General features: G+C 66.9%; 19 protein-coding genes. 11 read left to right on the top strand and 8 right to left on the bottom strand.

Features of this window, described 5'->3' with window-relative positions; translation table 11 throughout:
- Nucleotides 1-15: 15 nt before the first annotated feature.
- A complete protein-coding gene (locus tag D7X99_RS07510; protein WP_121777159.1) occupies nt 16-528 on the top strand; it encodes a hypothetical protein in 513 nt (170 codons plus the stop codon).
- Between the two features lie 6 nt (nt 529-534).
- Here D7X99_RS07510 and D7X99_RS07505 read toward each other — a convergent pair whose 3' ends face one another.
- Nucleotides 535-1,404, bottom strand: coding sequence for an alpha/beta fold hydrolase (locus D7X99_RS07505; RefSeq protein WP_121777158.1), 870 nt, complete (start codon nt 1,402-1,404; stop codon nt 535-537).
- Between the two features lie 137 nt (nt 1,405-1,541).
- Between D7X99_RS07505 and D7X99_RS07500 the strand changes: the two genes are divergently transcribed.
- The gene (locus D7X99_RS07500; protein ID WP_169825934.1) at nt 1,542-2,669 is read left to right on the top strand and encodes a serine hydrolase; all 1,128 of its coding nucleotides are present in this window, start codon (nt 1,542-1,544) and stop codon (nt 2,667-2,669) included.
- Nucleotides 2,670-2,796: 127 nt separating this feature from the next.
- Here the strand turns inward: D7X99_RS07500 and D7X99_RS07495 are convergent, their stop codons facing one another.
- Nucleotides 2,797-3,393: a TetR/AcrR family transcriptional regulator gene (locus tag D7X99_RS07495; RefSeq protein ID WP_121753241.1), complete on the bottom strand. Its 597-nt coding sequence runs from the start codon at nt 3,391-3,393 to the stop codon at nt 2,797-2,799.
- Between the two features lie 102 nt (nt 3,394-3,495).
- Here D7X99_RS07495 and D7X99_RS07490 point away from each other — a divergent pair, with 102 nt between their 5' ends.
- Both D7X99_RS07490 and D7X99_RS07485 read left to right on the top strand, forming a co-directional pair.
- The gene (locus D7X99_RS07490) at nt 3,496-5,043 is read left to right on the top strand and encodes an NAD(P)/FAD-dependent oxidoreductase (RefSeq protein ID WP_121777157.1); all 1,548 of its coding nucleotides are present in this window, start codon (nt 3,496-3,498) and stop codon (nt 5,041-5,043) included.
- Nucleotides 5,036-5,857 carry an SDR family oxidoreductase gene (locus D7X99_RS07485; RefSeq protein ID WP_199756325.1) on the top strand — a complete coding sequence of 274 codons (822 nt, stop codon included), beginning with the start codon at nt 5,036-5,038 and terminating at the stop codon, nt 5,855-5,857. The genes D7X99_RS07490 and D7X99_RS07485 overlap by 8 nt, the downstream gene beginning before the upstream one ends.
- A gap of 21 nt (nt 5,858-5,878) precedes the next feature.
- Here D7X99_RS07485 and D7X99_RS07480 read toward each other — a convergent pair whose 3' ends face one another.
- From D7X99_RS07480 to D7X99_RS07455, 6 genes are all read right to left on the bottom strand, one after another.
- Complete coding sequence (locus D7X99_RS07480; protein WP_169819852.1) at nt 5,879-6,358, bottom strand: SMI1/KNR4 family protein; 480 nt, start codon at nt 6,356-6,358, stop codon at nt 5,879-5,881.
- 10 nt (nt 6,359-6,368) lie between these two features.
- The gene (locus D7X99_RS07475) at nt 6,369-7,007 is read right to left on the bottom strand and encodes a hypothetical protein (RefSeq protein ID WP_121777156.1); all 639 of its coding nucleotides are present in this window, start codon (nt 7,005-7,007) and stop codon (nt 6,369-6,371) included.
- 88 nt (nt 7,008-7,095) lie between these two features.
- Entirely contained in the window at nt 7,096-7,554 is a 459-nt protein-coding gene (locus D7X99_RS07470; RefSeq protein ID WP_121777155.1) for a DUF2267 domain-containing protein, read from the bottom strand.
- Nucleotides 7,555-7,693: 139 nt separating this feature from the next.
- Nucleotides 7,694-10,810, bottom strand: coding sequence for an efflux RND transporter permease subunit (locus D7X99_RS07465; RefSeq protein ID WP_121777154.1), 3,117 nt, complete (start codon nt 10,808-10,810; stop codon nt 7,694-7,696).
- Nucleotides 10,807-11,994, bottom strand: coding sequence for an efflux RND transporter periplasmic adaptor subunit (locus tag D7X99_RS07460; RefSeq protein WP_121777153.1), 1,188 nt, complete (start codon nt 11,992-11,994; stop codon nt 10,807-10,809). The genes D7X99_RS07465 and D7X99_RS07460 overlap by 4 nt, the downstream gene beginning before the upstream one ends.
- A gap of 5 nt (nt 11,995-11,999) precedes the next feature.
- Nucleotides 12,000-13,400, bottom strand: coding sequence for a TolC family protein (locus D7X99_RS07455; protein ID WP_121777152.1), 1,401 nt, complete (start codon nt 13,398-13,400; stop codon nt 12,000-12,002).
- 208 nt (nt 13,401-13,608) lie between these two features.
- On the opposite strand from D7X99_RS07455, the gene D7X99_RS07450 reads away from it, so the two are divergent.
- From D7X99_RS07450 to D7X99_RS42240, 7 genes are read left to right on the top strand one after another with little or no spacing between them, the layout of a single operon-like run.
- On the top strand, nt 13,609-15,489 hold the full coding sequence (locus tag D7X99_RS07450; protein WP_121777151.1) for a putative metal-binding motif-containing protein: 1,881 nt from the start codon (nt 13,609-13,611) through the stop codon (nt 15,487-15,489).
- A gap of 10 nt (nt 15,490-15,499) precedes the next feature.
- Nucleotides 15,500-16,198 carry an ABC transporter ATP-binding protein gene (locus tag D7X99_RS07445; RefSeq protein ID WP_121777150.1) on the top strand — a complete coding sequence of 233 codons (699 nt, stop codon included), beginning with the start codon at nt 15,500-15,502 and terminating at the stop codon, nt 16,196-16,198.
- 19 nt (nt 16,199-16,217) lie between these two features.
- The gene (locus tag D7X99_RS07440; protein WP_233613179.1) at nt 16,218-16,997 is read left to right on the top strand and encodes an ABC transporter permease; all 780 of its coding nucleotides are present in this window, start codon (nt 16,218-16,220) and stop codon (nt 16,995-16,997) included.
- The gene (locus D7X99_RS07435) at nt 16,994-17,740 is read left to right on the top strand and encodes an ABC transporter permease (RefSeq protein WP_121777149.1); all 747 of its coding nucleotides are present in this window, start codon (nt 16,994-16,996) and stop codon (nt 17,738-17,740) included. The genes D7X99_RS07440 and D7X99_RS07435 overlap by 4 nt, the downstream gene beginning before the upstream one ends.
- Nucleotides 17,737-18,480 carry an ATP-binding cassette domain-containing protein gene (locus tag D7X99_RS07430; protein ID WP_121762164.1) on the top strand — a complete coding sequence of 248 codons (744 nt, stop codon included), beginning with the start codon at nt 17,737-17,739 and terminating at the stop codon, nt 18,478-18,480. The genes D7X99_RS07435 and D7X99_RS07430 overlap by 4 nt, the downstream gene beginning before the upstream one ends.
- Nucleotides 18,473-19,483: an MlaD family protein gene (locus D7X99_RS07425; RefSeq protein ID WP_121777148.1), complete on the top strand. Its 1,011-nt coding sequence runs from the start codon at nt 18,473-18,475 to the stop codon at nt 19,481-19,483. The genes D7X99_RS07430 and D7X99_RS07425 overlap by 8 nt, the downstream gene beginning before the upstream one ends.
- A gap of 4 nt (nt 19,484-19,487) precedes the next feature.
- Complete coding sequence (locus tag D7X99_RS42240) at nt 19,488-23,477, top strand: NACHT domain-containing NTPase (protein WP_147476055.1); 3,990 nt, start codon at nt 19,488-19,490, stop codon at nt 23,475-23,477.
- The last annotated feature ends 132 nt before the right edge of the window (nt 23,478-23,609 follow it).

Below are 23,609 nucleotides of genomic sequence, written 5' to 3'. Positions count from 1 at the left end.
GCTACGCTGCCGCGGATGCACACCGCCCTCGTCCTGCCCGCGCTGTTCCTGCTGCACACGGCCCCGCCGGAGCTCTCCTCTGAATACACAGACGTGGAGAAGTGTCCGCGCCAGGCCGAGGAGGATGACTCCGAGGGCGGCGACATCCCGCTCCAATGTGATGGCCCTGGTGGCGAGTACGTGCTGACGGAGTTCTACAGCGCCTACGACATCCAGCGGCGGATCACCTCCAAGAGCGACTCCAGCTTCTCCGTCGACCTGCGGCCGAAGGCGCAGTGCCCGGTGTCCCGCTTCGGACCCAAGCTGGAGTGGCGGATGAGGGAGGGGAAGCCCTTCGCCGTCATCCAGCGCGTGACGTGCTTCGCCCTGAACAAGGAGCAGTCCGGCCCGGGCAAGAAGCTGGGGGAATACCTGATCGTGAGGGGGCTCAAAGGCTTCGAGTCCATCAGCGGCGAGGTGTCCACGAAGACGAAGGACGCGAACACGAAGGCCCGCGCCATCGCGGACGCGGCGCCATCCAAGCGCTGAAGGCCTTCAGCCGCGCTCCGGGGCGTGGCGGCGCAGCCACTCCCTCACCGTGGGCCAGAGCGTGGCGGCATGGTGCTCGCGGAAGAAGCCCAGGTGGCAGATGCCCTGGCCCAGACTGTCCGCCGGGGAGAACTGTCGGCGCTCCACGGTGCAGCCGGTGAGGTGCTCACAGACCAGGTCGATGGCTTCGGGTGGCCCCCAGGGGTCGTCATCCAGGCCGATGGCCAGCACCGGCATGCTCAGCCGCCGGAAGCGGGCCGCGGCGTCGACGCGAGGGTCGTCGAAGTAGAAGCGCGGCAGCGACGCCCAGCGGCTCCACTCCAGCGACGCCTGGGCGGGGACGTCCTCGCCGAGGCCCAGCCGCGCATAGGGCATGTAACCCAGGAAGCGTGCGCACAGCGGCCCGATGAACTTGAGGTACATCGCGACCAGCATCCGCTCCCGAATGGAGTGGATGAACCTCATGCTCCCGGCCTGGGCCGCCACCATCACCGCCGCGGTGAGCTGCTGGCTGCTCGCGCTCAGTCCAATGGCGTGGCCGCCGAAGCTGTGTCCCACGGCCAGCACCGGCAGCCCTGGGTATCGCTCCGCCGCCCAGCGGGTCACCGCGTCCACGTCCTGGTCGGCCCAGGTGAGGAACCCGGCACGCGTCCGCTTCGCCACGCCTGACGGGTGCACGCCCCGGTAGTTGTAGGTCACCACCGCGAAGCCGTCGTCCGTCAGCCGATCGGCGAACGCGAAATACATGCTCGCGGGCATGGCGGTCGCGGGATGCACCAGCACCACGCCCCGGACAGGGCCCTCCGGGCTGTGCAGCGAGGCGTGCAATTCGAAGCCATCGGCGCAGGGGATGCGATGCGGAGTCGAGCGTGCCATGGCCCTCGGGAGCTGCTTCGCCTGAAAACCTATCGGCTAGCATGTGACTCCGTGCCGGGCAAGACGGCACGGGGACCAAGGTCTCGCCCCGCAACCGTTTCGAACACTCCGGGTTGAACAGGGAACGGAGGTTGTTCATGAACACGGTGATCAGGGCGGTCAGCGGTGCGGGGATGTGTCTCCTGTTGTGGGCCTGTGGTGGTGTCGGCGGTCCGGCTCCAGCGCCGGAGGTGACGCCGGCCGCCACTTCCCAGGAGCTGGCGCCGGACGCGGGCGCCGCATGGAACGCGGTGGGCGCGATGGTGACGGCCCGCGCGGCGGCCGCGGGCGTGACGAGCATGGGACTCGCCATCTACGACGCGCAGGACCGCAAGGTGTACGAACAGATGCTCGGCGACTTCACGCCGGACACGCGCGTGGCGATCGCGTCGTCGTCGAAGATGGTGTCTGGCACCGTCCTCTTCGACGTCATCCGGCAGGGCCTGCTGTCGCTGGACTCCACCACCGGCCAGGTCCTGGGGTGGACGGGCGACAAGGCGAACATCACGCTGCGCCACCTCTTGTCCTTCACGTCGGGCCTGGAGCCGTCGAACCCCTGCACGACGCGGCCGGGCATCACGCTGGCGGAGTGCGTGGCGCAGATCGCCGCCGTGCCCATGAAGGCGCCGCCGGGCACGCGCTTCGACTACGGCAGCACGCACCTCCAAGTGGCCGGGCGCATGGCGGAGGTCGTCACGGGCAAGACGTGGAACACGCTCTTCACGCAGACGCTGGCGACGCCGCTGGGGCTGCCGTCCGAGGTGACGTACTACACGGCGCCGACGCAGCAGTTGGGCACCACCAACCCGCTCGTCGCGGGAGGGCTGCGCGCGTCCATGAACGAGTACGCGAAGCTGCTCGCGCTCGTGTACCACCGGGGCCGCTACGCGGGGCTGGAAAAGGGCTCGCTGGCGCTCTTCGCGCTGCAGTCGCGTGAGCCCTACCCGTCCGTCGTGGTGGGCAACTCGCCCTACCAGGAGCTGGGCTATCCGTACCGCTACGGGCTGACGGCGTGGCTGGAGTGCACGACGCCCGCCACGGGCTGCGACAGCATCAGCTCGCCGGGCGCATTCGGCTTCACGCCGTGGCTGGACCGGGGCGCGAAGTACTACGCCATCCTGGGCATGCAGCTGGCGGGCAGCGACACCACGGGCGGCGTGGTGGCGTTCTCGGTGGACCTGGAGAACGACCTGAAACCGTTGATTGAGACGGCGCTCGGGAACTGAGCGCGGTGCGAAGGCCCGGCGCTGGTGGCACACTCCCCGCCGCTTTCTGGAGGCGGCCCATGTCCCAGCGTCGAGCGTCTGTGGTCAGCTCCGCGTGGAGCCCTGGAGCACCTGGACTGAGTGCCGTTCACTTCGCCGGAGGCCGTGCCTCCAGCAGGCCCCGCACGAACGCCGCGACCGGACCGGCCAGCTCCGAGAGCCGGTCGACGCGGTCCTCCTCCACGGCCTCCAGGATGAGCTCGTTGATGCCGCCCACGAGCGCCATGGCGATCGCCGGGGACAGCGTGGCCCCGGTGCCCGCCGCGTCGAACTCCCTTCGCATCAGCTCCGCGAAGCCGCGCATCACCTGGCGGCGCAGCGCCACGCCCTTCGGGCCCACGTGCAGGATCTCCACCAGGAGCGTCCGCACGAGCCCTGGCCGGCTCTGGAGGCTGGCGAGGTACACGGCCGCGCCGATGCTGGCCCGCATCTCCCCCGGAGGCGCGTGCTGGATTGCCGCCTGGATCTCCGCCAGCAGCCGGGCGCTCTGCGCCGCGTAGAGCGCCAGCAGGCACGCGTCCTTGTCCTCGAAGTGCTCGTAGAACGTGCGCTTCGACACGCGCGCGTGCCGCACGATGTCCGCGATGGTCAGCCGGGCGTAGCCCACCTCGATGATGGCCTGCGCCAGGCCCGCGACGAGCCGCTCCCGGGGCGCTTCGCCTGGTGGGTCGGACGGGGTCGTCATGCGGCTCCCGGGGCTGGTACTTGACGGTACCAGATGTCACTGCTACCTCTGTTCAACAGACGCATAGGCTGGGTACCTTCCTGTACCACGAGGAGTCCCGTGATGCCGCTGTCCTCCGCCGAGCCGCTCTCGCACGTCGATGTGTTGATCATCGGCGCGGGCCTGTCGGGCATCGGCGCCGCGTACCACCTGCAGACGCGCTGCCCCACCCTGAGCTACGCCATCCTGGAGGGGCGCGGGGCCATGGGCGGCACGTGGGATTTGTTCCGCTACCCGGGCGTCCGCTCGGACTCGGACATGTACACGCTGGGCTACCGGTTCCGGCCGTGGCTGGGGGGCAAGGCCATCGCGGATGGGCCCTCCATCAAGGCGTACATCGAGGAGACCGCGGCGGAGTACGGCATCGACCAGCGGATCCGCTACCACCACCGCGTCACGCGCGCGGAGTGGTCCTCCGAGCACGCGCGCTGGACCGTGGACATGGAGGTGGGCCCTGAACGCGCGCCCGTCCGCATGACGTGCGGCTTCCTCTACGCCTGCACCGGCTACTACGACTACGCGAGCGGCTACACGCCCACGTGGCCCGGCACCGAGCGCTTCCAGGGACGCGTCGTGCACCCGCAGCACTGGCCCGAGGACCTGGACTACGGCGGCAAGCGCGTGGTCGTCATCGGCAGTGGCGCGACCGCGGTGACGCTGGTCCCCGCGATGGCCGACCGCGCCGCGCACGTCACGATGTTGCAGCGCTCGCCCACGTACATCGCGGATCAACCGGCCGAGGACAGCGTCGCCCGGGCGTTGAGGTACGTCCTCCCGCGGCGCGCGGCCTACGCGGTCGCGCGCTGGAAGAACGTGCTGCGCGGCATGCTCCTCTATGGCCTCGCGCGCAGCCGGCCGGGGCTGTTCAAGTGGCTCTTGCGCCTGGGCGTGCGGAAGGCGCTCGGCAAGGCCTACGACGTCGATACGCACTTCGCGCCCCGCTACAACCCCTGGGACGAGCGGCTGTGCGTCGCCCCCGACGGAGACCTCTTCGGCGCCATCCGCGAGGGGCGCGCCTCCATGGTGACGGACCACATCGAGTCCTTCACCGAAACGGGCCTCCAGCTGCGCTCGGGGGCGCACGTGGACGCGGACATCATCGTCACCGCCACGGGGCTGAACGTGAAGATCCTCAGCGGCCTGGCGCTGTCCGTGGACGGCGAGCCCGTCCAGCTGGCGCGGACGCTCGCGTACAAGGGGATGATGTTCAGCGACGTGCCCAACCTCGTCGCGGCCTTCGGGTACACCAACGCGTCGTGGACCCTGAAGTGCGACCTGGTGGCCGAGTACACCTGCCGCCTGCTCAACCACATGAAGCAGCACGGCTACACGCAATGCGTGCCCCGCCTGACGGGCCCGGCCATGACGCCGGAGCCCGTGCTCGACTTCCGCTCAGGCTACGTGCAGCGCGCGCTGGACGCCCTGCCCCGCCAGGGCACGCGCGCTCCGTGGCGCCTGCACCAGAACTACGTCCGCGACCTGGTGATGATGCGCTACGGCCGCGTGGACGACGAAGCGATGGAGTTCAAGCGGTCCGGGAGCGCGGCCTCGGGTCAGGCGCTGCTTCCGGAGGTGAGCACCCGTTCCAACGCGGAGGTGGCCCGTGGCTGAGCGCATGCGGCTTCAAGGCAGGACGGCGGTCGTCACGGGCGCGGCGAGCGGCATCGGCCGCGCCATCGCGGTCTGCCTGGCGCGCAAGGGCTGTCACCTCGCGCTCGCGGACGTGAACGAAGCGGGGCTCGCCGAAACAGCGGACCTGGCGAGTGCGCCGCAGCTGCGCATCAGCCGACACCGGCTCGACGTGTCCGACAAGGAGGCCGTGGAGGCCTTCCCGGAGAAGGTGAAGGCGGAGCATCCCGGGGTCGACCTGCTCTTCAACAACGCGGGCGTCGCGCTCGGAGGCTCCTTCGAACAGGTGAGCAGCGACGACTTCGAGTGGCTGTTCGGCATCAACTTCTGGGGCGTGGTGCGCCTGAGCCGCGCCTTCCTGCCCCTGCTGCGCCAGAGCGACGACGCGCGGCTGGTGAACCTCTCCAGCGTCTTCGGCCTGGTGGCCCCGCCGGGACAGGTGGCCTACGCGGCGAGCAAGTTCGCCGTCCGCGGCTTCTCCGAGGGCCTGCGCCACGAACTGGAGGGCACCACCGTGGGCGTCACCGTGGTGCACCCGGGCGGTGTCGCGACGTCCATCGCCGCGAGCGCCCGGGTCCCCACCGGCGCGACGGACGAGGAGGTCTCCCGCCGCCGCAAGTCGTTCCAGAAGATGCTGCGGCTCCCGGCGGAGGCCGCGGGCGACATCATCGTGCGAGGGGTCGAAGCGCGCGAGCAGCGCATCCTCGTCGGCAAGGACGCCGTGGCGCTGGCGATGCTCGCCCGCGTCTTCCCCGTGTCGTACTGGAAGCTGCTCGCCCCGCGCCTCCGCGCCTGAATTCGTGCGGCACTGGGGAGCTCAGCCCGCGTTCAACCAGAAGAAGTCATCGCCGCTGGCCAGCGCCCTCTCCAGGAACTCGCTGAACGACGCGGCAATCTGCCGGGTCTCCGCCGGATCCGGGAACGTCTCGTGAAAGGCGTCGAGGAGCGGGTATCCCCCGTCCACCTGCCGCGCGACGTCCGCGAGGATGTAGTCCCCGTCCTGGAGGTAGAGCAGGGTGTACCAGGAGGCGGGACCATAGGTGTCCGTGTCCTCGTGCCTCATCTTGACGCGCGCGCGCTCAATCTCGTCGAGCGGGAGAATGCGGTAGTTGGGCGCCTTCTCTCGTGGAGCAAACAGCGTGGCTCCGTCGCAGTGCAGATAGAAGGCGCGCAGGTCATCGTCCAGTTGCCAGCCTACGCGCGCCTCGAAGGCCTCGACCTGCGCATGGGTGGCCGGAGGGTTGGGGAAGTGGCGAGCGGAGACTTCAGCGAGCAGGCGCCGCATGAGCGTCGTCATGGTGCTGTCCTCAGTCCACGTAGGGCCGCGCGGGGCCGGGGGTGAGCCACTTGCCGCCAGGCGCGTAACAGGCGGGGTACTCCTTGCTGAAAAGGTCGTGCACGTCTGGAGGCGTGGGGAGGATGTTGCCGGGTGCGGTGGCAGGGCCTCCGTGCGCGAGGTCGAAGATGTGGTGGCCTGGCCAGGGGTCCTTGCCTGCCGGCCACGCGCCAAACTCCTGGGCCCAGTCCTCGCGGAAGCCAGGACGCGCATTGTTCCACTGCGTGCGCAACTGCTTGAGGTTGGACGCGGCCGGATAGTCACAACAGCAGTGGGTGATGGCGAGGCGGCCACCGGCCTCCGCGGGCATGAAGAGGTATCGCCCCTGCCAGTCGCCCTTTATGTCGGCCAGCCACATGCAGCCCATGAGGGCGTGGCCCTGCGCCGCGCACTTCGACTCGCAGCGGGAGAGGAACTCGGCGCTGCACTGCCAGGGCCCATAGTAGATGGTCGTGCGGAGTTGCCCGCCGTCCGGAGTGCTGACGATGGGGCTGACCCATTTCGCCTGTGCCGGGCTGCCACCCCCACCGACGGTGGCAGAGCCGCACCCGACGAGGGCGAGGAGCGCGACTGTGCACGCGGTGCGCGAGAAGGATTGCGAGGCTGGCATCGCGCATCATGTCAGCACGGCGGGCGATGGAAGTTAACCTCTCCCATGAGAGAGATCCTTCGTTCCGCTCCTGAAACCGGTCCGACGGTCAGACAGGCCTGCGGAACAGGTCGCCCAGGTCCGCGGGCAGCTGTGACGCCACGGCGGCGATCTCCTCCTCCGGGATGCGGTCTCGCACGGCGGTGAACACCGCCGTGACGACGCGGAAGGCCTGGTCGGGCTTGATGTTCAGGTGGTCCGCCACGTCGGTGATGAACTCATCACGGCCAATGCGCTTGGCGCGTGAAGGCCCCCGGTGCACCGAGCAGGCCCCCAGGATGGCGCCAATGCCGCCGGGCAGCGCGCGGTAGAGCTTCACGTCCTCGCCGTCCGACAGCCGCCGGGCGAGCGAGCAGAACACCGCGCTCGCGGCCTCCCGGGCCTCCAGGCCCTGGCTGTGCATGACGGCGTCCCCCTGGATTTCGTCCAGGAACGGCTGGAGTTCGAGCGACTCGTCGCGCTCCTTGACGGGCACGGCGTGGGTGTCGGGAGGAACAGGCGTGGCCATGGCAGCGTCTCCGAAGGTGCAGGGCCCCAGGACGGGGCCGTGTTCCGAAGACGCTGCGCATGTGCCAGGGCGCCTGCATCGTCCACAGGCGCCGGGGGCGCGCGGGCGGTCAGGCCGCCGCTGAGACTTGTCCAGCCCGCTACCCGTGCGGCACCGGCCGGGGCTCCTCGTGGGCGGCGTGCGAGTCGTCATCGCCCTTCCCCTTGCTGAACCGGTTGCCCAGGCGCGTCTTGAGGCGGTCCGCGACGACGTAGAACGCGGGCACCACGAGCAGGCTCAAGACGGTGGACACGGACAGGCCGCCCAGCACCGCGATGGACATGGGGGCGCGCGTCTCGCTGCCCGCGCCCAGCGCCAGCGCCGCCGGCACCGCGGACATCATCGTCGCGGTGGACGTCATCAGGATGGGACGCAGGCGCACCGGACCCGCGCGCAGCATGGCCTGTATCGCGTCCGCGCCCTGCTCGCGCTGCTGGAGCGCGTAGTCCACCAGGATGATGGAGTTCTTCTTCACGATGCCCATGAGCAGCAGCAGGCCAATCATGCTGAAGATGTTCAGCGTGTTCCCCGTGATGAGCAGCGCGAACGACGCGCCCGCCACTGACAGGGGCAGGATCGTGAGCACCGTCACCGGGTGCAGGAACGAATTGAACTGCGCGCCCAGCACCATGTACGCGACGGCGATGCCCATGAAGAGCGCGAAGATGAGGCTGCTCATCGAGTCGCGGAACGCCACGCTCGCGCCGCCCGCCACCACGCGGATGCCTCCGGGCAGGTCCTTGCCCAGGGACTCCACCGTGGCCAGCGCCTCCTCCTGATTCGACCCCGGCGCCACGTTGGCGAAGATGCTGATGGCGCGCTCACGGTCGCGCCGGGTGATGGCCTGCAGCGCGGGCAGCTCCTCCTGCGTCACCAGCGACGACAGCGGCACCAGCGAGTTGTTCGCCGTCCGGACCTTCAGCAGCGACAGGTCCTCCGGCCGCGAGCGCTGGCTCGCGAGCAGCCGCATGCGCACGTCGATGCGCCGCCCGCCGCTGCTGTACTTGCCCACGCGCACGCCGCCCACCAGCGCGTTCACCGTGGACGCCACCGCCTGGATGGGCACGCCCACGTCCGCCGCGCGAGCGCGGTCCGGGGTGATGCGCAGCTCCGGCTGGCCCAGCTGGTAGTCCGTGTCCAGGTCCACCACCTTGCCGGATGCCTGGAGTTGATCGCGCAGGGACTGGCTCGCCTCCACCAGCTTGTCCCAGTCCGACCCGCGCACGCTGAACTCCACCGGGAAGCCGCGCTGCGCGGTGAAGCCCGCCTGGGACAGGTCCTGCACCACCGCGCGCAGGCCCGGGTAGCTGTTCAGCTCCTTGCGCAGCACCTGCGCGAACTCCGCCTGCGGCATGCGCTGATCCGTCGGCACCAGCGTCAGGTTCATGTTGCCGGAGTTCACGGCGGACCCGCTGCCGCCGCCGCCCACCACCACGAACACGCGCGTCACCTCCGGACGGCTGGCGACGAACTCCTCCGCGCGCTTGAAGAGGCGGTTGGTCTCCTCCAGGCTGCTGCCCACCGCTGTCTGCAGGCGCACGGACATGCGGCCCTGGTCCTGCGACGGGACGAACTCGCCGGGCAGCGCCTTGAACGCGAACGCGCTCAGGAACAGCATCGCCACCGCCACCAGCAGCACGCGCCAGGGGCGCACCAGCCCCCAGCCCAACGCCCGCGCGTACAGCGCCTCCAGCTTGGAGAAGGCCTTGTCCACCACCACGCCAATGCGGCTGCGGTGCTCGCGCGACGTCTTGAGCAGCTGCGCGCAGCGCGCGGGCGCCAGGGTGATGGCCTCCACGTAGGACAGGAGCACCGCCACGCACAGCGTGACGCCGAACTGGAGGAAGAACCGGCCGATGATGCCCTTCATGAAGACGACGGGCAGGAAGATGGCCACCACCGCCAGCGTCGCCGCCAGGGCCGCGAAGGTGATTTCGGCCGTGCCTTCACGCGCGGCGCTCACCCGGTCCTTCCCCTCCTCCGCGTGCCGGAAGATGTTCTCCAGCACCATGATGGCGTCGTCCACTACGATGCCCACGGCCAACGCCAATCCCAACAACGTGAACGTGTTGAGCGTGAAGCCCAGGAAGTAGATGACCGCCACCGTCCCCAACAGCGACATGGGGATGGCGAGCACGACGTTGAGCGTGCTGGAGAGCGACCCCAGGAACACCCAGCACACGAACGCGGTGAGGATGCACGCGAGCAGCAGCTCGAACTCAATCTCGTGCACGCTCTCCTCGATGAACTGCGTCGAGTCGAAGTTGATGCTCGCGCTCATGCCCTCCGGCAGCTCCTTCTGGAGCTGCGCCAGCTGCTCGCGCACCGCCTGGGCCACGGCCACCGCGTTCGCGCCGCGCTGCTTCTTGATGCCCATGGCCTGGGCGGGCTCGCCGTTCACGCGCGCCAGGCGGCGCTCGTCCTCGAAGCCGTCCTCCACGATGGCCACGTCGTGCAGGTACACCGGGCGGCCGCCCTCCTCGCGCACCACGACGTTCTGAAGCGTCTCCAGGTCCAGCGCCTCGCCCATGAAGCGCACGTTGACCTCGCGGCCCTGCGTCTCGATGCGGCCCGCGGGCAGCTCCACGTGCTCGCGCTGGAGCGCGGCGGTGATGTCCGTGACGGTGAGCCCGTGCGCGTCCAGCTTCTGAGCGTCCACCCAGATGCGCACGTTGCGCTCCAGGAGGCCGCCCAGGATGACCTCGCCCACGCCGGGCACCGTCTGCAGGCGCTCCTTCACGCGGTAGCGGGCGAAGTCGCTCACCACCTGCTGGGAGAACGGTCCGGCCACGCCCAGCCACATGATGGGCTGGTCCTCCGGGTTGGACTTGGAGACGACGGGCGGGTCGATGTCCAGCGGCAGCCGGCGCTGGGCCTGGCTCACCTTGGTCTGCACGTCCTGCAGCGCCAGGTCCACGTTGCGCGACAGATCCAGCTCCACCGTGATGTTGGCGCTGCCCTGGCGCGCGGAGGACGTGATGCTCTTGACGCCCTCCACCTGCGTCACGGCCTCTTCGATGAACTCGACGACGTCCGACTCCACGGCCTCCGGGTTGGCGCCCTCCCACGACACGGAGATGTTGATGGTGGGGAAGTCGACGTCCGGGAACTGGCTGATGCCGATGCGCTGGGCCGCCACCAGTCCGAAGATGATGGTCGCCGCCATGATCATCCAGGCGAACACCGGCTTCTTGATGCAGACGTCGGTGATGCTCATGGCCGGCCCTCGGCGCCCGCGTTCGGGTTCGTGTCGCCGCGGGCCTCGGCCGGGGGCTGCTCGCCTCCCACCTTCGGCTTCGGACGATCCTGCTCCACGCGCACGGCCACGCCGTCGCGCAGGGCCTCCGCGCCGCGCACCACCAGCGTCTCACCGGGCTTGAGGCCTTCCTTCACCTCCACCCGCCCGTCCGGCGTGCGCAGGCCCAGCTCCAGGATGCGCTCGCGCGCCTTGTTGTCCGTCACCACGAACGCCAGGAAGCCGCGCTCGCTGGGGCGGATGGCCGTCTGCGGAATCACCGGGCTGCCCCCGCGCGACTCCACCGGCACGCTCACCGTGGCGAAGGCGCCCGGACGCAGCTTCCGCGCGGCCTCGCCCGTCACCTCCGCGGTCACCGCCACCATGCGGCTCTGCGTGTCCGCGCTCGCGGACACGTAGGTGATCTTCGCCTCGTACGCCCCACCGTCCGAGCGCACCGTGAAGCGCGCGGACATCCCCGGGGTGATCCGCGTCACGTCCGCCGCGGGCACGTTGAAGCGCAGGAGCAGCGGTTCGCGGCGCAGGAGCGTGGCCAGCACCACGCCCGGCTGCACGTACTGGCCCGTCTGCACGGTGCGCGTCTGGAGGATGCCGTCCATGGGGGCGCGCACGTACGCGTCGCGCTGGTTGAGCTGCGCCTGATCCAACGCCGCCTTCGCGGCCGACACGTCCGCCTGCGCGGTGGCGGCGCGGGCCTGGTACGTCTCCAGCTGTTCGGCGGGCAGCAGGCCCGGGCTCTGCGCGTTGACCTCCGCGCGGCGCTGGGCGCCGGCCTTGGCCTCCACCAGCGCGGCCTGGGCCTTCTGCAGCACGGCCTCCGCGGCGCGCACGGCGATGGCGTAGCGCGCGGGTTCGATCTCCGCGAGCGTGTCGCCCTTCTTCACCGTCTGGCCTTCGGTGAAGGACACCCGCTCCAGGGCGCCCGGGACACGCGCGGTGATCTGCACGCTTTCGAAGGCCTCCACCGCGCCCACGGCGCTGACCGCGTACTCCACGTCGCGCGACTCCACGGGCGCGACCTCCACGGGGAACTGGAGGGGGCCCCGGCCCGCGGCCTTGCCACCTTGCGCGGTCGCTTCCTTCTTGCAGCCAGGGGCCAGGGACAGCACGGCCAGCGACAGGGCCAGCACACCAGTGCGTTGCATTGCCTTCACGGTTCCTTCCCCAGCGGATTCAGTCCGACAGCGGCCCGCAGGCCCAACAACGCCACGCCCAGCCCATAGCGGTTCTGCGCGAGCGCCACCTCCGCCTCGAAGAGGCTGAGCGACGCGTCCGCCAGGGTGAGCGCGGTGGACAGGCCCTGGCGGTAGAGGATGCCTGTTTCCGCGGCGTTCTTCCGCGCCGCCTTCGCCGCCTGCTCGCTCTGCGCGAGCGCGGCCCGCGCCGTCTCCAGGTTGACCCGCGCCTGCTCGATGTCCACCGGCACGCGGCGCGTCGCGGCCTGGGTGTTCAGCTCCGCGACGTTGGCGTTGGCCACGCGCTCATCGCGGTCAGCGTAGCGGGCGCCGCCGTCGAAGAGGGTCCAGGTGAGGTCCAGGGCGAGGAAGCCATCACCCACGTTGCCGTTGAGGCCCGCTTCGTTGGTGAGGCGGTACTGGGCGCTCGCACCCAGGGACGGCAGCAGGCGAGCCAGGGGCTCCTTCGCGTTCTCCCGCAGCGAGCGCACGCGCAGGCGCGCGGAGAGGATGTCCGGCCGCCGGTCCGTGGCCCCCTCCGTGAGCAGCTCCAGGGGCGGCGTGGGCTGAATGGCGTCCGCGAGCAGCGGCTCCGGCGGCGCGAGCCCGCCCTGCACGGGCTCCACGAGGAGGTAGCCCAGCTCCAGGCGGCTCGTCTCCGCGGTGCCCAGGGCGGCGGCGAGGTTGGAATGGGCGGTGGCCAACTCCAGCTCCGCGCGGGTGACGTCGTTGGTGCTGGCGAGCCCGGAGCTGGCGCGGGCCTGCGCGTCCGCCAGGCTCTGCTTCGCGTAGGCCAGGCGCTGCTCGGCGGCCTGGTACACCTGCTGGTTGGCCAGGGTGACGAGGAAGGCGTTGGCGGCGCTGAAGGACACCTGGCGGCGCGTCTCCACTGCGTCCAGCTTGAAGGCCTCGCTCTCCAGCTTCGCGGCCTTGTAGAGCGGGAAGCCGCGCGCGTCGAAGAGGGCCATCCGGCCGGAGAAGACCGCGCCCAGGGCGTTGTACTTCTGGAGCACGACGGTCTGTCCGCCGACCTCGCGCGTGGACTCCCGCAGGCGCCGCGTGTAGGTGCCAGCGGCCGTGATGGTGGGCAGGAAGAAGGCGCGGGCGCGGGCGACGCGGGCCTGGGCGGCCTCGGCGGACTGCCCCGCGGCGAGCACGGCCTCGTTCTTCTGCGAGGCGAGCTCCACGGCGCGCTCCAGCGTCAGCGGCGCGGCATCACCGGACGGCATCGGCGGCTTGGGGAAGGCGCTGGCGGGAGCCTCGGTGGCGGGCGCCGGAGACGGGGCCGGAGGCGTCTGGGCGAAGGCGTCCGGGGCCAGCGCGCAGAGGCAGGCACCCAGTGGCGCGGCGAAGAGGGCACGGCGGACGGTAGGCATAAGGCGTGCGGTGGAACGGGCCAATGTTGAAAGGTCAGCGGCCCCTATACACGGAAGCCGTCATCTGGGGGGTGATGAGCGGTGCGTGTCTGGACGATGCCTCGCGCAGCGGACTAAGGGTCGGGGAAGAAGGCTCTCGGGTTGAATTGCCGACGGGTGGCGACATCGCCCTACTCCGGGTGTGGGCGCGCCCCAGAATGCGTGTCCCATGCGTTTATTCCTGGTCGCTGTGCTCGCGAGCACTCTCGCGGGGTGCTCCAAGGGCGATGAGCTCAAGTCCGCCGCCCTGAAGGTGCAGGTTCATTACGAAGGATTTCGGCCGGGGTGCGTGACGCTGACCGTCACGGATCAGGCGGAGGTGTCCCGGCACGTCACGAAGGACGTGAACGTGTCCGCCGGTGCGCCTCCGGGCACGCTGTCCGTGGCGGTGTTCCGGCAGGCAGGCTGGAGCAACGACGTGAAGCTCCTGGCCCAGGCACACGAGCAGTCCTGCGAAGGCGCCCGGGTGGCGATCGCGGAGGCCACCGCGAGCCTCGCGAAGGACGGCATCACACCGGTGGAGCTGCTGCTGGCGGCCACGGATGGCGACGGCGACGGCTACGTCGTTTCGTCCGAAGGCGGCACGGACTGCAACGACCGCGACGAGACCGTGGGCGGTCCCAAGCCCTGGTACGCGGACGATGATGGCGATGGTTACGGCAACGGGCTCCTGCCGCCCCGCGTGGTGGCATGCGAGGGGCCCGCGCTGACCGCTTCCCGCACCGGCGACTGCAACGATCGCGACCCTCTGGTTCACCCGGATCAGGTGGAGTTCCGGTGCGATGGCAAGGACGACAACTGCGATGGCGTGAACGACGAGTCGTTCGACGTGGGCAGGACGTGCCGTGACACGCTCGACTGCGAGGGAGTGACGGCCTGTGGCGGCACGAATGGGGGCAGCGTCTGCGCCAACACCGCCGTCCCCGCTCCCTACTACTTGGACACGGATGGAGACGGAAAGGCGGGCACGGAGGCGGGCCGGAAGTGCGGACCGATCCCCGCGAACGCGAGCAGGGATCCATCCGACTGTGACGAGAGCTCCCGCTTCCGCTCACCGGACCTGACGGAGGTCTGCGACCGGATCGACAACGATTGCAGCGGCGTGGCCGACAATGGTCTGGCGTGCAGCCTGAACTGGAGGACGCCTGCGGTGACCGACGGCACGAAATGGAATGCGACCGCGACGGATGGAACGACGACGATCTGGGTCGCGGGGGATGGCGGCAAGCTGGCCCGATCCCAGATGGATTTCACTGGGGGCAGGTACGTCACCTGCGACGGTGACTGGAAGGACGCGTGGTTCGCGGCCTCCGGGGAGTTGTTCCTCGCGGGCGGCAAGAACAACTCCGGCCGCTTCGCGCGGGTGACCGTGACCGCGGACGAGTGCACGCTGGAGACCAACAACGTCCCCCAGGTCGTGAACGGCCTCATCGGTATCGAGAATCCATCGGGAGCGCCGACGCTCTACGGAGTCACAGGGGGTGGCAGGAGCTTCCGGTGGACGCCTCCCGCCGCTCCGGAACAGACGCAGGCGAACCAGCTGGACGCAAGCCTGCGCGCCGTCAGCGCCGCGGGCCGCCCGGACACGCTCCTGGCCGTGGGAAGCAGGAGCGCCAAGCCCGTCGCGTTCCGGTTCGACGCGGCAAGCTCCACCTGGAGCGAAGAGGCGATTTCCACGACACTCACGGGCGAACTGCGAGGCGTCCACGTCGTCAACGCAAACTACGCCTACGCGGTGGGCGACAACGGAATGGCCTTCGAACGGACCGACGGAGTGTGGAGCGCGATGAAGCCCCTGCCCTCGCCCTACACGAGCCGCGACCTCCAGGACGTCGTGGCCTTTGGAAAGACCGCGGTCTACGTGGCGACCATCGAGGCGGGCAGCAACGGAGGGGCCGTCCTCTTCTTCAACGGCAACGAGTGGAGCGTCGTCTACACCGACGTGAATTCTCCAGCCCGGGCCCTGCGCTCCCTGGACGGGAAGACGCCCACGGGGGTCGTCACCTCGGGGGACCGGGGCGCGGCCGCCAGCTTCGTCACGACGCGTTGACCGCCCCACCATGGACCTGCGCGCCGAAGCCCTGACCCTCCGTTACGATATTCGGACCGTGCTGGAGCCCACGGATTGCCACGTCCCGCCCGGCACGCAGGCGCTGGTGCTGGGACGTTCGGGGTCGGGCAAGACGACGCTCCTGAAGGCCTTCGCGGGCCTCCTGCGCCCATCCTCTGGACAGGTGACATGGGACGGACAGGACGTCTCCAGGCTCTCTGCGCCGGAGCGGCGCGCGCAGCAAGCGTCGTTCGGCTTCGTGTTCCAGACGGATGCGCTCTTCGACTCGCTGACGGTGCGCCAGAACGTGATGCAGCCGCTGCTCCGTCGTCGCGTGCCTGAAGACGAGGCCCGCGAGCGGACGGACGCGGTGCTGCGCTCGGTGGGCCTGGCGGACGCGGCGGACACGCTGCCGGAGCGGCTGTCCGGCGGCATGAAGAAGCGCGCGGGGCTCGCGAGGGCGATCGCGGCGAGGCCGGCGGTGCTGCTGGCGGATGATCCGTTCGCGGGCCTGGATCCCGGCACGGCGCGTCAGGTGGCGAGGGTGCTCCTGGAGGTCGCTGGCCAGGGAACGCTGTTGGTGGCGGCGCCGGAAGCGCCGGTGGATCTTCCCCTGCCCCGCTGGTTGTACCTGCGAAGCGGCAGACTGGTGCACGATGGGGCCCCGGCGCCGCAGCTCGAAAGCGCGCCGGACGAGGCCCTCGCATGATTCCGCGGTCCCAGCACCCGTGAGCACCACCGCCCTGGCCTGGCTGGGACGCTCGGCGATGCGGGCGGTGGGCGGCGTGGGAGCGTTGGCCCTGGTCGCGGGCCGCACGGCCTGGGGCTTGCGCCGGTTGGAGCGGCGCGAGCTGGCGCGAGGGCTGGTGCAGTTCGGCTACGGGTCGCTGCCGCTGGCATTGGCGACGGCGGCGCTGGCGGGCGTCATCGTGGTGGTGCAGGCCTCGCTCTACATCCAGCGCTTCGGAGCGAGGGCCTTCCTGGGATGGGCCGCGGGCTACGGCGTGCTGTGGGAGTTCGGCCCGCTGCTGCTGGGGCTGATCATGTCGGCGCGGATCGGCGCGAGGAACGCGGCGGAGCTGGCCACGCTGAAGGTGGGCGGACAGATTGAAGGCCTGCGAGGCATTGGCCTGGATCCGTTCGCGCTGCTGGTGGCGCCCCGGGTGGTGGCCATGGAGCTGAGCATGCTGGGGCTGAGCACGTTCACGTTCCTGGTGTCCATCCTCTGCGAAGCGGTGGCGGCGAAGCTCACGTTGGACCTGCCGGTGCGGGTGTTCTTCGGGACGTTCGCGCAGATGCTGAGCCCGTCCGACATCCTCGGGGGCGTGGTGAAGACAGGAGCGTTCGGGCTGGCCATCTCGCTGGTGTCCACGGCGGTGGGGCTCCGGGCCAAGGGAGGAGCCCGCGCCGTGGGAGAGGCTGCGGCGAGCGCGGTGGTGCTGGGCTGCGCGGCCATCTTCCTGTTGGACTTCTTGCTGACGACGCTGCTGTCGAAGGTGCTCGCATGAAGCGCGTGCTGCTCTTCTTCGGGGCGCCGGGAGTGATGCTGGCGCGCACGGTACGGGCGGGCGCGCGGGAGGGAATCCCGTGGCGTGAAACCCTGGCGCAGGTGCACGAACTGGGCGGGCGCAGCGTGTGGCTGGTGATGTCCGGCATGGCCTTCTTCGGCGCGGTGCTGGTGATGATCGCCAACGCGCAGGCGAAGAAGCTGATCGGCAACGTGGCGGTGCTGGGCCCGGCCTACTTCGAGATGCTGGTGCGCGAGCTGGGCCCCGCGGTGTCGGCGCTGCTGACGGCGTCGCGAGCAGGCGCAAGCCACTCCGCGGAGCTGGCCACGATGAGTGTGAACGAGCAGGTGGAGGCGCTAGAAATGTCTGCGGGAGATCCGTACGCGGACCTCGTCGCGCCCCGGGTGGTGGCGGGGTTGGTCGGAGTGCCGCTCCTGAGCGTGCTGGGGACCATCGCGGCGACGGCGTCAGCGGTGCTGGTGGCGAGCGTGGCGCTGAACATCGACGGCCGGGCATTCATGGACGCGAGGTACGTGGATGGGTGGGACGTGCTCGTCGGAGGGCTGAAGGTCGTGGCCTGCGGGCTGTACATCCCGCTCGCGGCGGCGGTGGCGGGGTTGAACGCCCGGGGTGGCGCGGAGGCGGTGGGCGAGGCCACGACGGAAGGCGTCGTGGCGGCCAGTCTGGGATGTCTGTTGATTGACCTGACGGTGTCGCTTGCGTTCCAGTTCGTGCGCCTGTGAATGACACCGGTCCGGACACGCTGCTCTTCGAGGACGTGGCGATCGCCTTCGAGCAGGGCCGCCGCGTCCTGGACGGCCTGAGCGCGCAGGTCTCCACGAAGGAGCTGACGTTCATTGCGGGAGCGAGCGGCTCCGGCAAGAGCGTGCTGTGCCGGCTGGCAGTCGGGCTGCTCAAGCCCGAAGCCGGCAAGGTGACGCTGTTCGGCGAACGGGTGGACACGCAGCCGGAGAGGACGCTGGTGACACTCCGCCGCCGGGCCCCGTACCTGGTGCAGGGCCCCGCGTTGCTGGACTGGAGGACGCTGCGAGAGAACGTGCGCCTCGCGGACCCGAACGCCCCGGAGGAAGCCGTGGAGACGGCGCTAGAGAAGGTGGGCCTGAAGGAATGGGCGGACCGGCTGCCGCCGGAGCTGGGGCCCGGGGCAAAGAAGCGGGCAGCCATCGCGAGGGCGCTGGTGCTCAAGCCGCGCTACCTGCTGTTGGACGAGCCGACGACGGGGTTGGACCGGAGGGCGGCGATGCAGGTGGAGGCGGTGTTGGCGTCGTTGAAGGAGCAGGGCCTGGGGGCGCTGGTGGTGTCGCACGACTACCGGCAGTTGAGAGGCATCGCGGACCGGGTGCTGGTGGTGGCGAAGGGACGCAACGCGTACCTGGGGAGTCCGGAGGGCTTCCTGGAGTCCCCTGCCCCGGAGCTGCGGACGCTGACAGCGCCATTCATGGAGGGCGCGACGGATGGATGAGCAACGCCTGGAGTTGAAGGTCGGAGCGCTGGTGCTCGCGGCGCTGGTGGGAGTGCTGGTGTTGCTCTGGTTGATGGGAGAGCTGACGCTGGGCCGAGGCGCCAAACTGGAAGTGGACTTCGCACACACGGGCAACGTGGTGCAGGGAGCCCCGGTGAAGCTGGGAGGCGTCCAGGTGGGCAAGGTGGACACCATCCATCTCCTGGCAGACCGAAGGGACGCGAAGGGCCTCCCCCTCCCCGTCCGCATGGACCTGTCCGTGGAGCCCGAGGCAAGGAGCGCCCTGCGCAAGGACGCCAGGGTGACGGTGGGAACGGTGGGCCTGCTGGGTGAGCCCTATCTGGAGTTGAACCCAGGCAACGCGGAAGCACCGCTGCCTGAGAAGGAAGCGCTCCGAGGAGTGGATGCGCCGCGCCTGGACCTGCTGTCGGAACAGCTGTCCAAGTTCGTAACGCTGCTGTCAGACATGCTGGAGAAGGACCCGGAGGCCGTCACGGGCCTGGCCGCCAACGTGTCGCGATTGGCGAAGACACTGGACGAAGTCCTGACGGAGAACAAAGGCGACGTGAAGGTCCTGGCCACGGAGCTGGCGGCGGCGTCAAAGGACCTGCGTCAGCTGGCGCAGCTGGCCAAGGAGTCCATGCAGCCCGGAGGCAAGGGAGCAAGGCTCCTGGACGACGCCTCCGCCGTGGCGGCCCTGATGCGAAAGGACCTCCCCGGCCTGACGAAGTCCGCCGGAACAACCCTGGACGGCTTGGCGGCGGTGACCGGCCCGCTGACGCCCGAGGACGGACAGCAGGTGAAGCTGGCCCTCCAGCGCTTCACGGCGGCAGCGGGACAGCTGGAACAGATCGCCACCAAGGCGGACCGGATCCTCGGCCAGCTCGACTCCGGTGAAGGAACCGGAGGCGCGCTGCTCAAGGACCCGGCGCTTTATAATGAGCTACGAACCCTAGTCACTGACTTGCGAAAGCATCCCTGGAAAATCCTATGGAAGGACTAACACAATGACAACACACGAACTCACACAGCTAACACCCTCATCCTTTGAACACCTTGTAAATGCGCTTGCACTCCACATCCTCGGCTCAGGCCATACTGGTTTCGCACCAGGCCCAGACGGGGGGCGCGATGGATACTTCAGAGGCGAAGCCCCATATCCAAGCCAAGCGGAGCGATGGGCTGGCCGCTGGTACATACAATCAAAGTTTCACGCTCCACACCTATCAGCCAACCCTCAAGCATGGCTGCTTAATCAAATAAAGGAAGAGCTAAGCAAGTTCTCAGACAGCAGAAAACAACGCATATGGCCAGACATATGGATTATCGCCACAAATATCGATCCATCTGGAGATCCCCGAACCGGATCATTCGAGAAGGCGCATGAATTAGTCAAAAAGGCTCGTCCGGGACTAGAGCGCCAATTTGATATTTGGGGTGGACGCAAGATACTCGACCTGCTTTCAGAACATCCAGCCATCTCCTCTCGATATGGGCATTTTCTAACCCCAGGCCACATACTCACCGAACTAGCAGCTGCAATCCAAGATGACCGCGCGACCGCAGACCAAATACTCAAAGAGCTCATATCCTCAGGAATCGAAGAACAGAAGTACACCAAGCTTGAGCAGGCGGGAGCGAGCGTCGACAGTCGGCCAGGCGTACACAGGCTATTTGTAGATCTTCCATTCAAAAATCAGGCCCATTCACTCCGGGGCCTGGTAATAAAAACCCTCTCCGAGGCCGCCGCCCAAAGCCACCGCCCAGGCAATGACCCACCCCAAAATGAAAACTGGGCTTCATGGAGGAGCCATCCCAAACGCTCTCCTGTTTGGCTTATCCAGGGCGGACCGGGGAATGGAAAGTCGACCCTCGGCCAATATTTCTGTCAAATTCATCGCGCAGCCCTGATTCTCTCCCAGGAGTCGTCGTTTCCATCAACCTCCGAGGCAAGACGGCTAGCCTGCGAGATAGAAGCAGTCGCAAAGCCTAAAGGCACGTGGCCAAATGCCCCAAGAGTTCCTATCCACATTGAACTCAAAGATTATGCTCAGTGGTATGGGGAGCAAGGGGCAGACACGTTCAGAGGAGTGCTGTCCTACCTGAAAGGCCGCCTATCTAAAGCCCTCGAACAGCCGGTCCTGGTTGGCACTCTAAAGCGAATGCTGACTCTCAAGAGCTGGCTCGTTGTTTTCGACGGGCTAGACGAGGTTCCTGGAGAACTAAAGGACGACATAGCATCAGAGGTGAAGAAGTTCATTCGCCTAACATCAATGGAAGGCGATGCCCTTACCATCTGCACGTCACGCCCACAGGGATATTCAGGCCAATTTGACAACATAGCCCTTTCGGTCCGAATTGAGCTTACGCCACTGACCGTGAGCCAAGCATTGGCCTGCGCAGAACCCCTGGTGCGCCTCGACCGCTCCAGTCCTGAAGCCGAGGAAGCATTCGCCACCCTCAGGAGTGCAACGCAATCAACAACAATACGCGAATTGATGACAACCCCCCTCCAGGCACACATCATGGCTGTAGTTGTTCGAGGCGGCAAGAAACCACCCGAACGCAAATGGGAAATGTATAACCAGTTCTATGAAGTCATTCGCGCCAGAGAAGCAAACAGGAATCTGCCAGACAAGCATCTATCAAACCTACTCAGGCAAGACACGGAGTTACTTAAGGCGGTGCATAACAAGCTGGGATTCACACTGCACTCGCTTGCAGAGACGGCTGTCGGCGCCCAGTCAAGCCTGCCTCGCGAAGACTTCAACAGGCTCGTAAGCAACATTGTTAATGAAAGAAAGACAAAAAACACAAAGTCAATCACGGAAACACTAATGCAGGCCGCGACGCAGCGACTCGTCCTCATTAGCACTCCGGATGACGGGACGAAGCTGCGATTTGACATACGGCAACTCCAGGAATTCTTCGCCGCTGAACACATCTATGAAGGCGTCGAAATCGACACGCTTCGAACGAATATTGGCAAAACAATAAGCAATGTGCACTGGCGCGAAGTCATGCACTTCCTCATTAGCGCTCTTGTTGAACAGGGGCGACGGACAGAACTAAGCGTCGCAATTGAAGCACTTCAGCAGGTCGACGAGGTTGATGGCAGTGGCCCACTTCGCCTCATCGGCCAGAGAATGGCAATTGGCGCGACCATTGTGGCTCGACTCATTGAGGATGGAGTCCTTGAGCAAAACAAAAGCCTCCGAAATCTCTTTCGCGATCGACTGACCCCACTCGCAACATCCTCCGACATGCGCTGCTTGGACTCACTCCTGGCGACGCAAGGTGAGGAGTCTCGACTTTGGCTGACTGACGTCATGTCAAGCCATATGGCACAATGCAGACCACAAGAGGCAATTGGAGCATCCAGATACCTCTGGTCCCAGTCGAGCGAAGATTCTGAGAACCTGAGCGCCAACATTGAAATCTGGAAATCACTATCCCCCGAAGATTTTTATGAAACTATCAGAGTAGACTTCCATTTCGCCGCCCGCAACACCTCGCACAATTCTACATGGAAGTCCGACATGCTTTTCGACTTCCTAACGAGCGACCTGAGTGGGCATTTCAGTGCCGCATCACTTCAGTTGCTGCTTGGCCGACGACCTCAATCCAGCAAAAATTGGCTTCAGCGACTAACACAGAACGCGCAACAGAGAAAACTTCGAACAGTTGAGCTCGCCATTGAGATCATTAGCCCGTCTCCCGAGACCACGCGAATCCCAGCAAATGCAGACCACTTTGGCATTGTCACTGTTCATCCCCTCGTCCGCGTCCCCGAAGAGAAGAATCTTGAATCTTTGCGAAAAATATCAGCATCCGAGGAAACAACGGGAGTTTGGCGCATAGTCAGAAGCGCAGCGAGTTACGCCACCCATCAAACTGTGGCCAGCTACTACCGTCTCCTTCTTGATCTGGGCGAACATTGGACGGCAATAGACATACTGCCTATTTTCTTGCGATCCACAATCCCAATCCCGAATTCCAGATTGATATCGCCCGCCAGAGTATTGAATGCAATCCGCAACCTCTCTGACAGTGATTTTCACGCCAGCCTTCAGGGCGGACAGCTCGGGGGGATCTCAATGAAGACATACTGGCATCGACAATTTCATTTCGATAGCACAGAGAGCCAATTTCGGCCCAATGACATGTTTCGACTAATCAAGCAGTATCCCCATGTCGCAACCGAGCTTTGGTGCGGAAATTGGTCAAGACATGGAACGACAAGGCCAAGCCTCACAGAACCAGCGACACTTGCTGCGCTCTTTGATGTTTGGAGCCTAGATGCGACACACCTATTTCCATATCCTCACTCTTGGGGAAGGGTATTCGACCGTGTCGACAACGACGCGCATCTCATCAGGAGTCTTCTGGCCACCCATGCTCACGAAATCAAAGTGGCTTTCTGGCCATTGCTTCCTTTGCAAGTTGATTTTCAGCCGTTTGAAATAGATCTAGAGCGCGAAGGTGAGTTTCTTCGCATAATTGCATCGTCGCTTGTGTCGTTCTTCAGCCTCAACTTGAATGGGCCGCTGTTCGCTCGACTCGACGACTCGGATCAAACCAGTTCGCCAGGACAACGCTGTTCGCGCCTGGCTGTTATTTACGCCCCGAGAATTGACGGTCTTCGTGAGATTTACACAGACAGCCAAATCCCCCCTCATATTCGCGCCGGAGCCCTTACGCTGTCGGTTCTGCATCCAGGCGGCGGGGTCGATGAGTTCAAGGAAAGCGGCAACATAATGACAGACCTCGCCAGTCTAAGTCATCCGATTGGCCTGCAACTGGCTTATGCGGCAGATTTGATTGGGGTCGCACAACACCCCCATGTACTCTCCGTTCTCGGCCGTATCTTGGAGATTACAGGCAGAAACAGGACCACACGCCAGCTTTGGGACTCCCTGTTCCGGCGATGGCGCGAACGTTCATTGCTACCTGGCGTGACTGACGAACTTGCTCTGCTTGAAGGCTTTAACGAGTAGGTCTCTACGTCCTTCGACGTAGAGTTGGTCCCGAGATTGAGCGAGCAGACATCCCCTGAGCGGGCGGCCCATCAATCCATTCGCTGGGTCGTTACCGGAAGGAATTGACGCCCTTCTCGATGCTTGGTCGGC

Source organism: Corallococcus sp. AB032C (genome assembly GCF_003668935.1).
In the GTDB taxonomy this organism is placed as follows: domain Bacteria; phylum Myxococcota; class Myxococcia; order Myxococcales; family Myxococcaceae; genus Corallococcus; species Corallococcus exiguus.
This window is presented reverse-complemented; position numbering and strand designations above follow the sequence as displayed.

What these genes read in the sequence shown, in the direction of transcription:
- D7X99_RS07510 (WP_121777159.1), top strand. Translation starts at nt 16, where the DNA reads ATGCACACCGCCCTCGTCCTGCCCGCGCTGTTCCTGCTGCACACGGCC.
- D7X99_RS07505 (WP_121777158.1), bottom strand. Translation starts at nt 1,404, where the DNA reads ATGGCACGCTCGACTCCGCATCGCATCCCCTGCGCCGATGGCTTCGAA.
- D7X99_RS07500 (WP_169825934.1), top strand. Translation starts at nt 1,542, where the DNA reads ATGAACACGGTGATCAGGGCGGTCAGCGGTGCGGGGATGTGTCTCCTG.
- D7X99_RS07495 (WP_121753241.1), bottom strand. Translation starts at nt 3,393, where the DNA reads ATGACGACCCCGTCCGACCCACCAGGCGAAGCGCCCCGGGAGCGGCTC.
- D7X99_RS07490 (WP_121777157.1), top strand. Translation starts at nt 3,496, where the DNA reads ATGCCGCTGTCCTCCGCCGAGCCGCTCTCGCACGTCGATGTGTTGATC.
- D7X99_RS07480 (WP_169819852.1), bottom strand. Translation starts at nt 6,358, where the DNA reads ATGACGACGCTCATGCGGCGCCTGCTCGCTGAAGTCTCCGCTCGCCAC.
- D7X99_RS07475 (WP_121777156.1), bottom strand. Translation starts at nt 7,007, where the DNA reads ATGCCAGCCTCGCAATCCTTCTCGCGCACCGCGTGCACAGTCGCGCTC.
- D7X99_RS07470 (WP_121777155.1), bottom strand. Translation starts at nt 7,554, where the DNA reads ATGGCCACGCCTGTTCCTCCCGACACCCACGCCGTGCCCGTCAAGGAG.
- D7X99_RS07465 (WP_121777154.1), bottom strand. Translation starts at nt 10,810, where the DNA reads ATGAGCATCACCGACGTCTGCATCAAGAAGCCGGTGTTCGCCTGGATG.
- D7X99_RS07460 (WP_121777153.1), bottom strand. Translation starts at nt 11,994, where the DNA reads ATGCAACGCACTGGTGTGCTGGCCCTGTCGCTGGCCGTGCTGTCCCTG.
- D7X99_RS07455 (WP_121777152.1), bottom strand. Translation starts at nt 13,400, where the DNA reads ATGCCTACCGTCCGCCGTGCCCTCTTCGCCGCGCCACTGGGTGCCTGC.
- D7X99_RS07450 (WP_121777151.1), top strand. Translation starts at nt 13,609, where the DNA reads ATGCGTTTATTCCTGGTCGCTGTGCTCGCGAGCACTCTCGCGGGGTGC.
- D7X99_RS07445 (WP_121777150.1), top strand. Translation starts at nt 15,500, where the DNA reads ATGGACCTGCGCGCCGAAGCCCTGACCCTCCGTTACGATATTCGGACC.
- D7X99_RS07435 (WP_121777149.1), top strand. Translation starts at nt 16,994, where the DNA reads ATGAAGCGCGTGCTGCTCTTCTTCGGGGCGCCGGGAGTGATGCTGGCG.
- D7X99_RS07425 (WP_121777148.1), top strand. Translation starts at nt 18,473, where the DNA reads ATGGATGAGCAACGCCTGGAGTTGAAGGTCGGAGCGCTGGTGCTCGCG.
- D7X99_RS42240 (WP_147476055.1), top strand. Translation starts at nt 19,488, where the DNA reads ATGACAACACACGAACTCACACAGCTAACACCCTCATCCTTTGAACAC.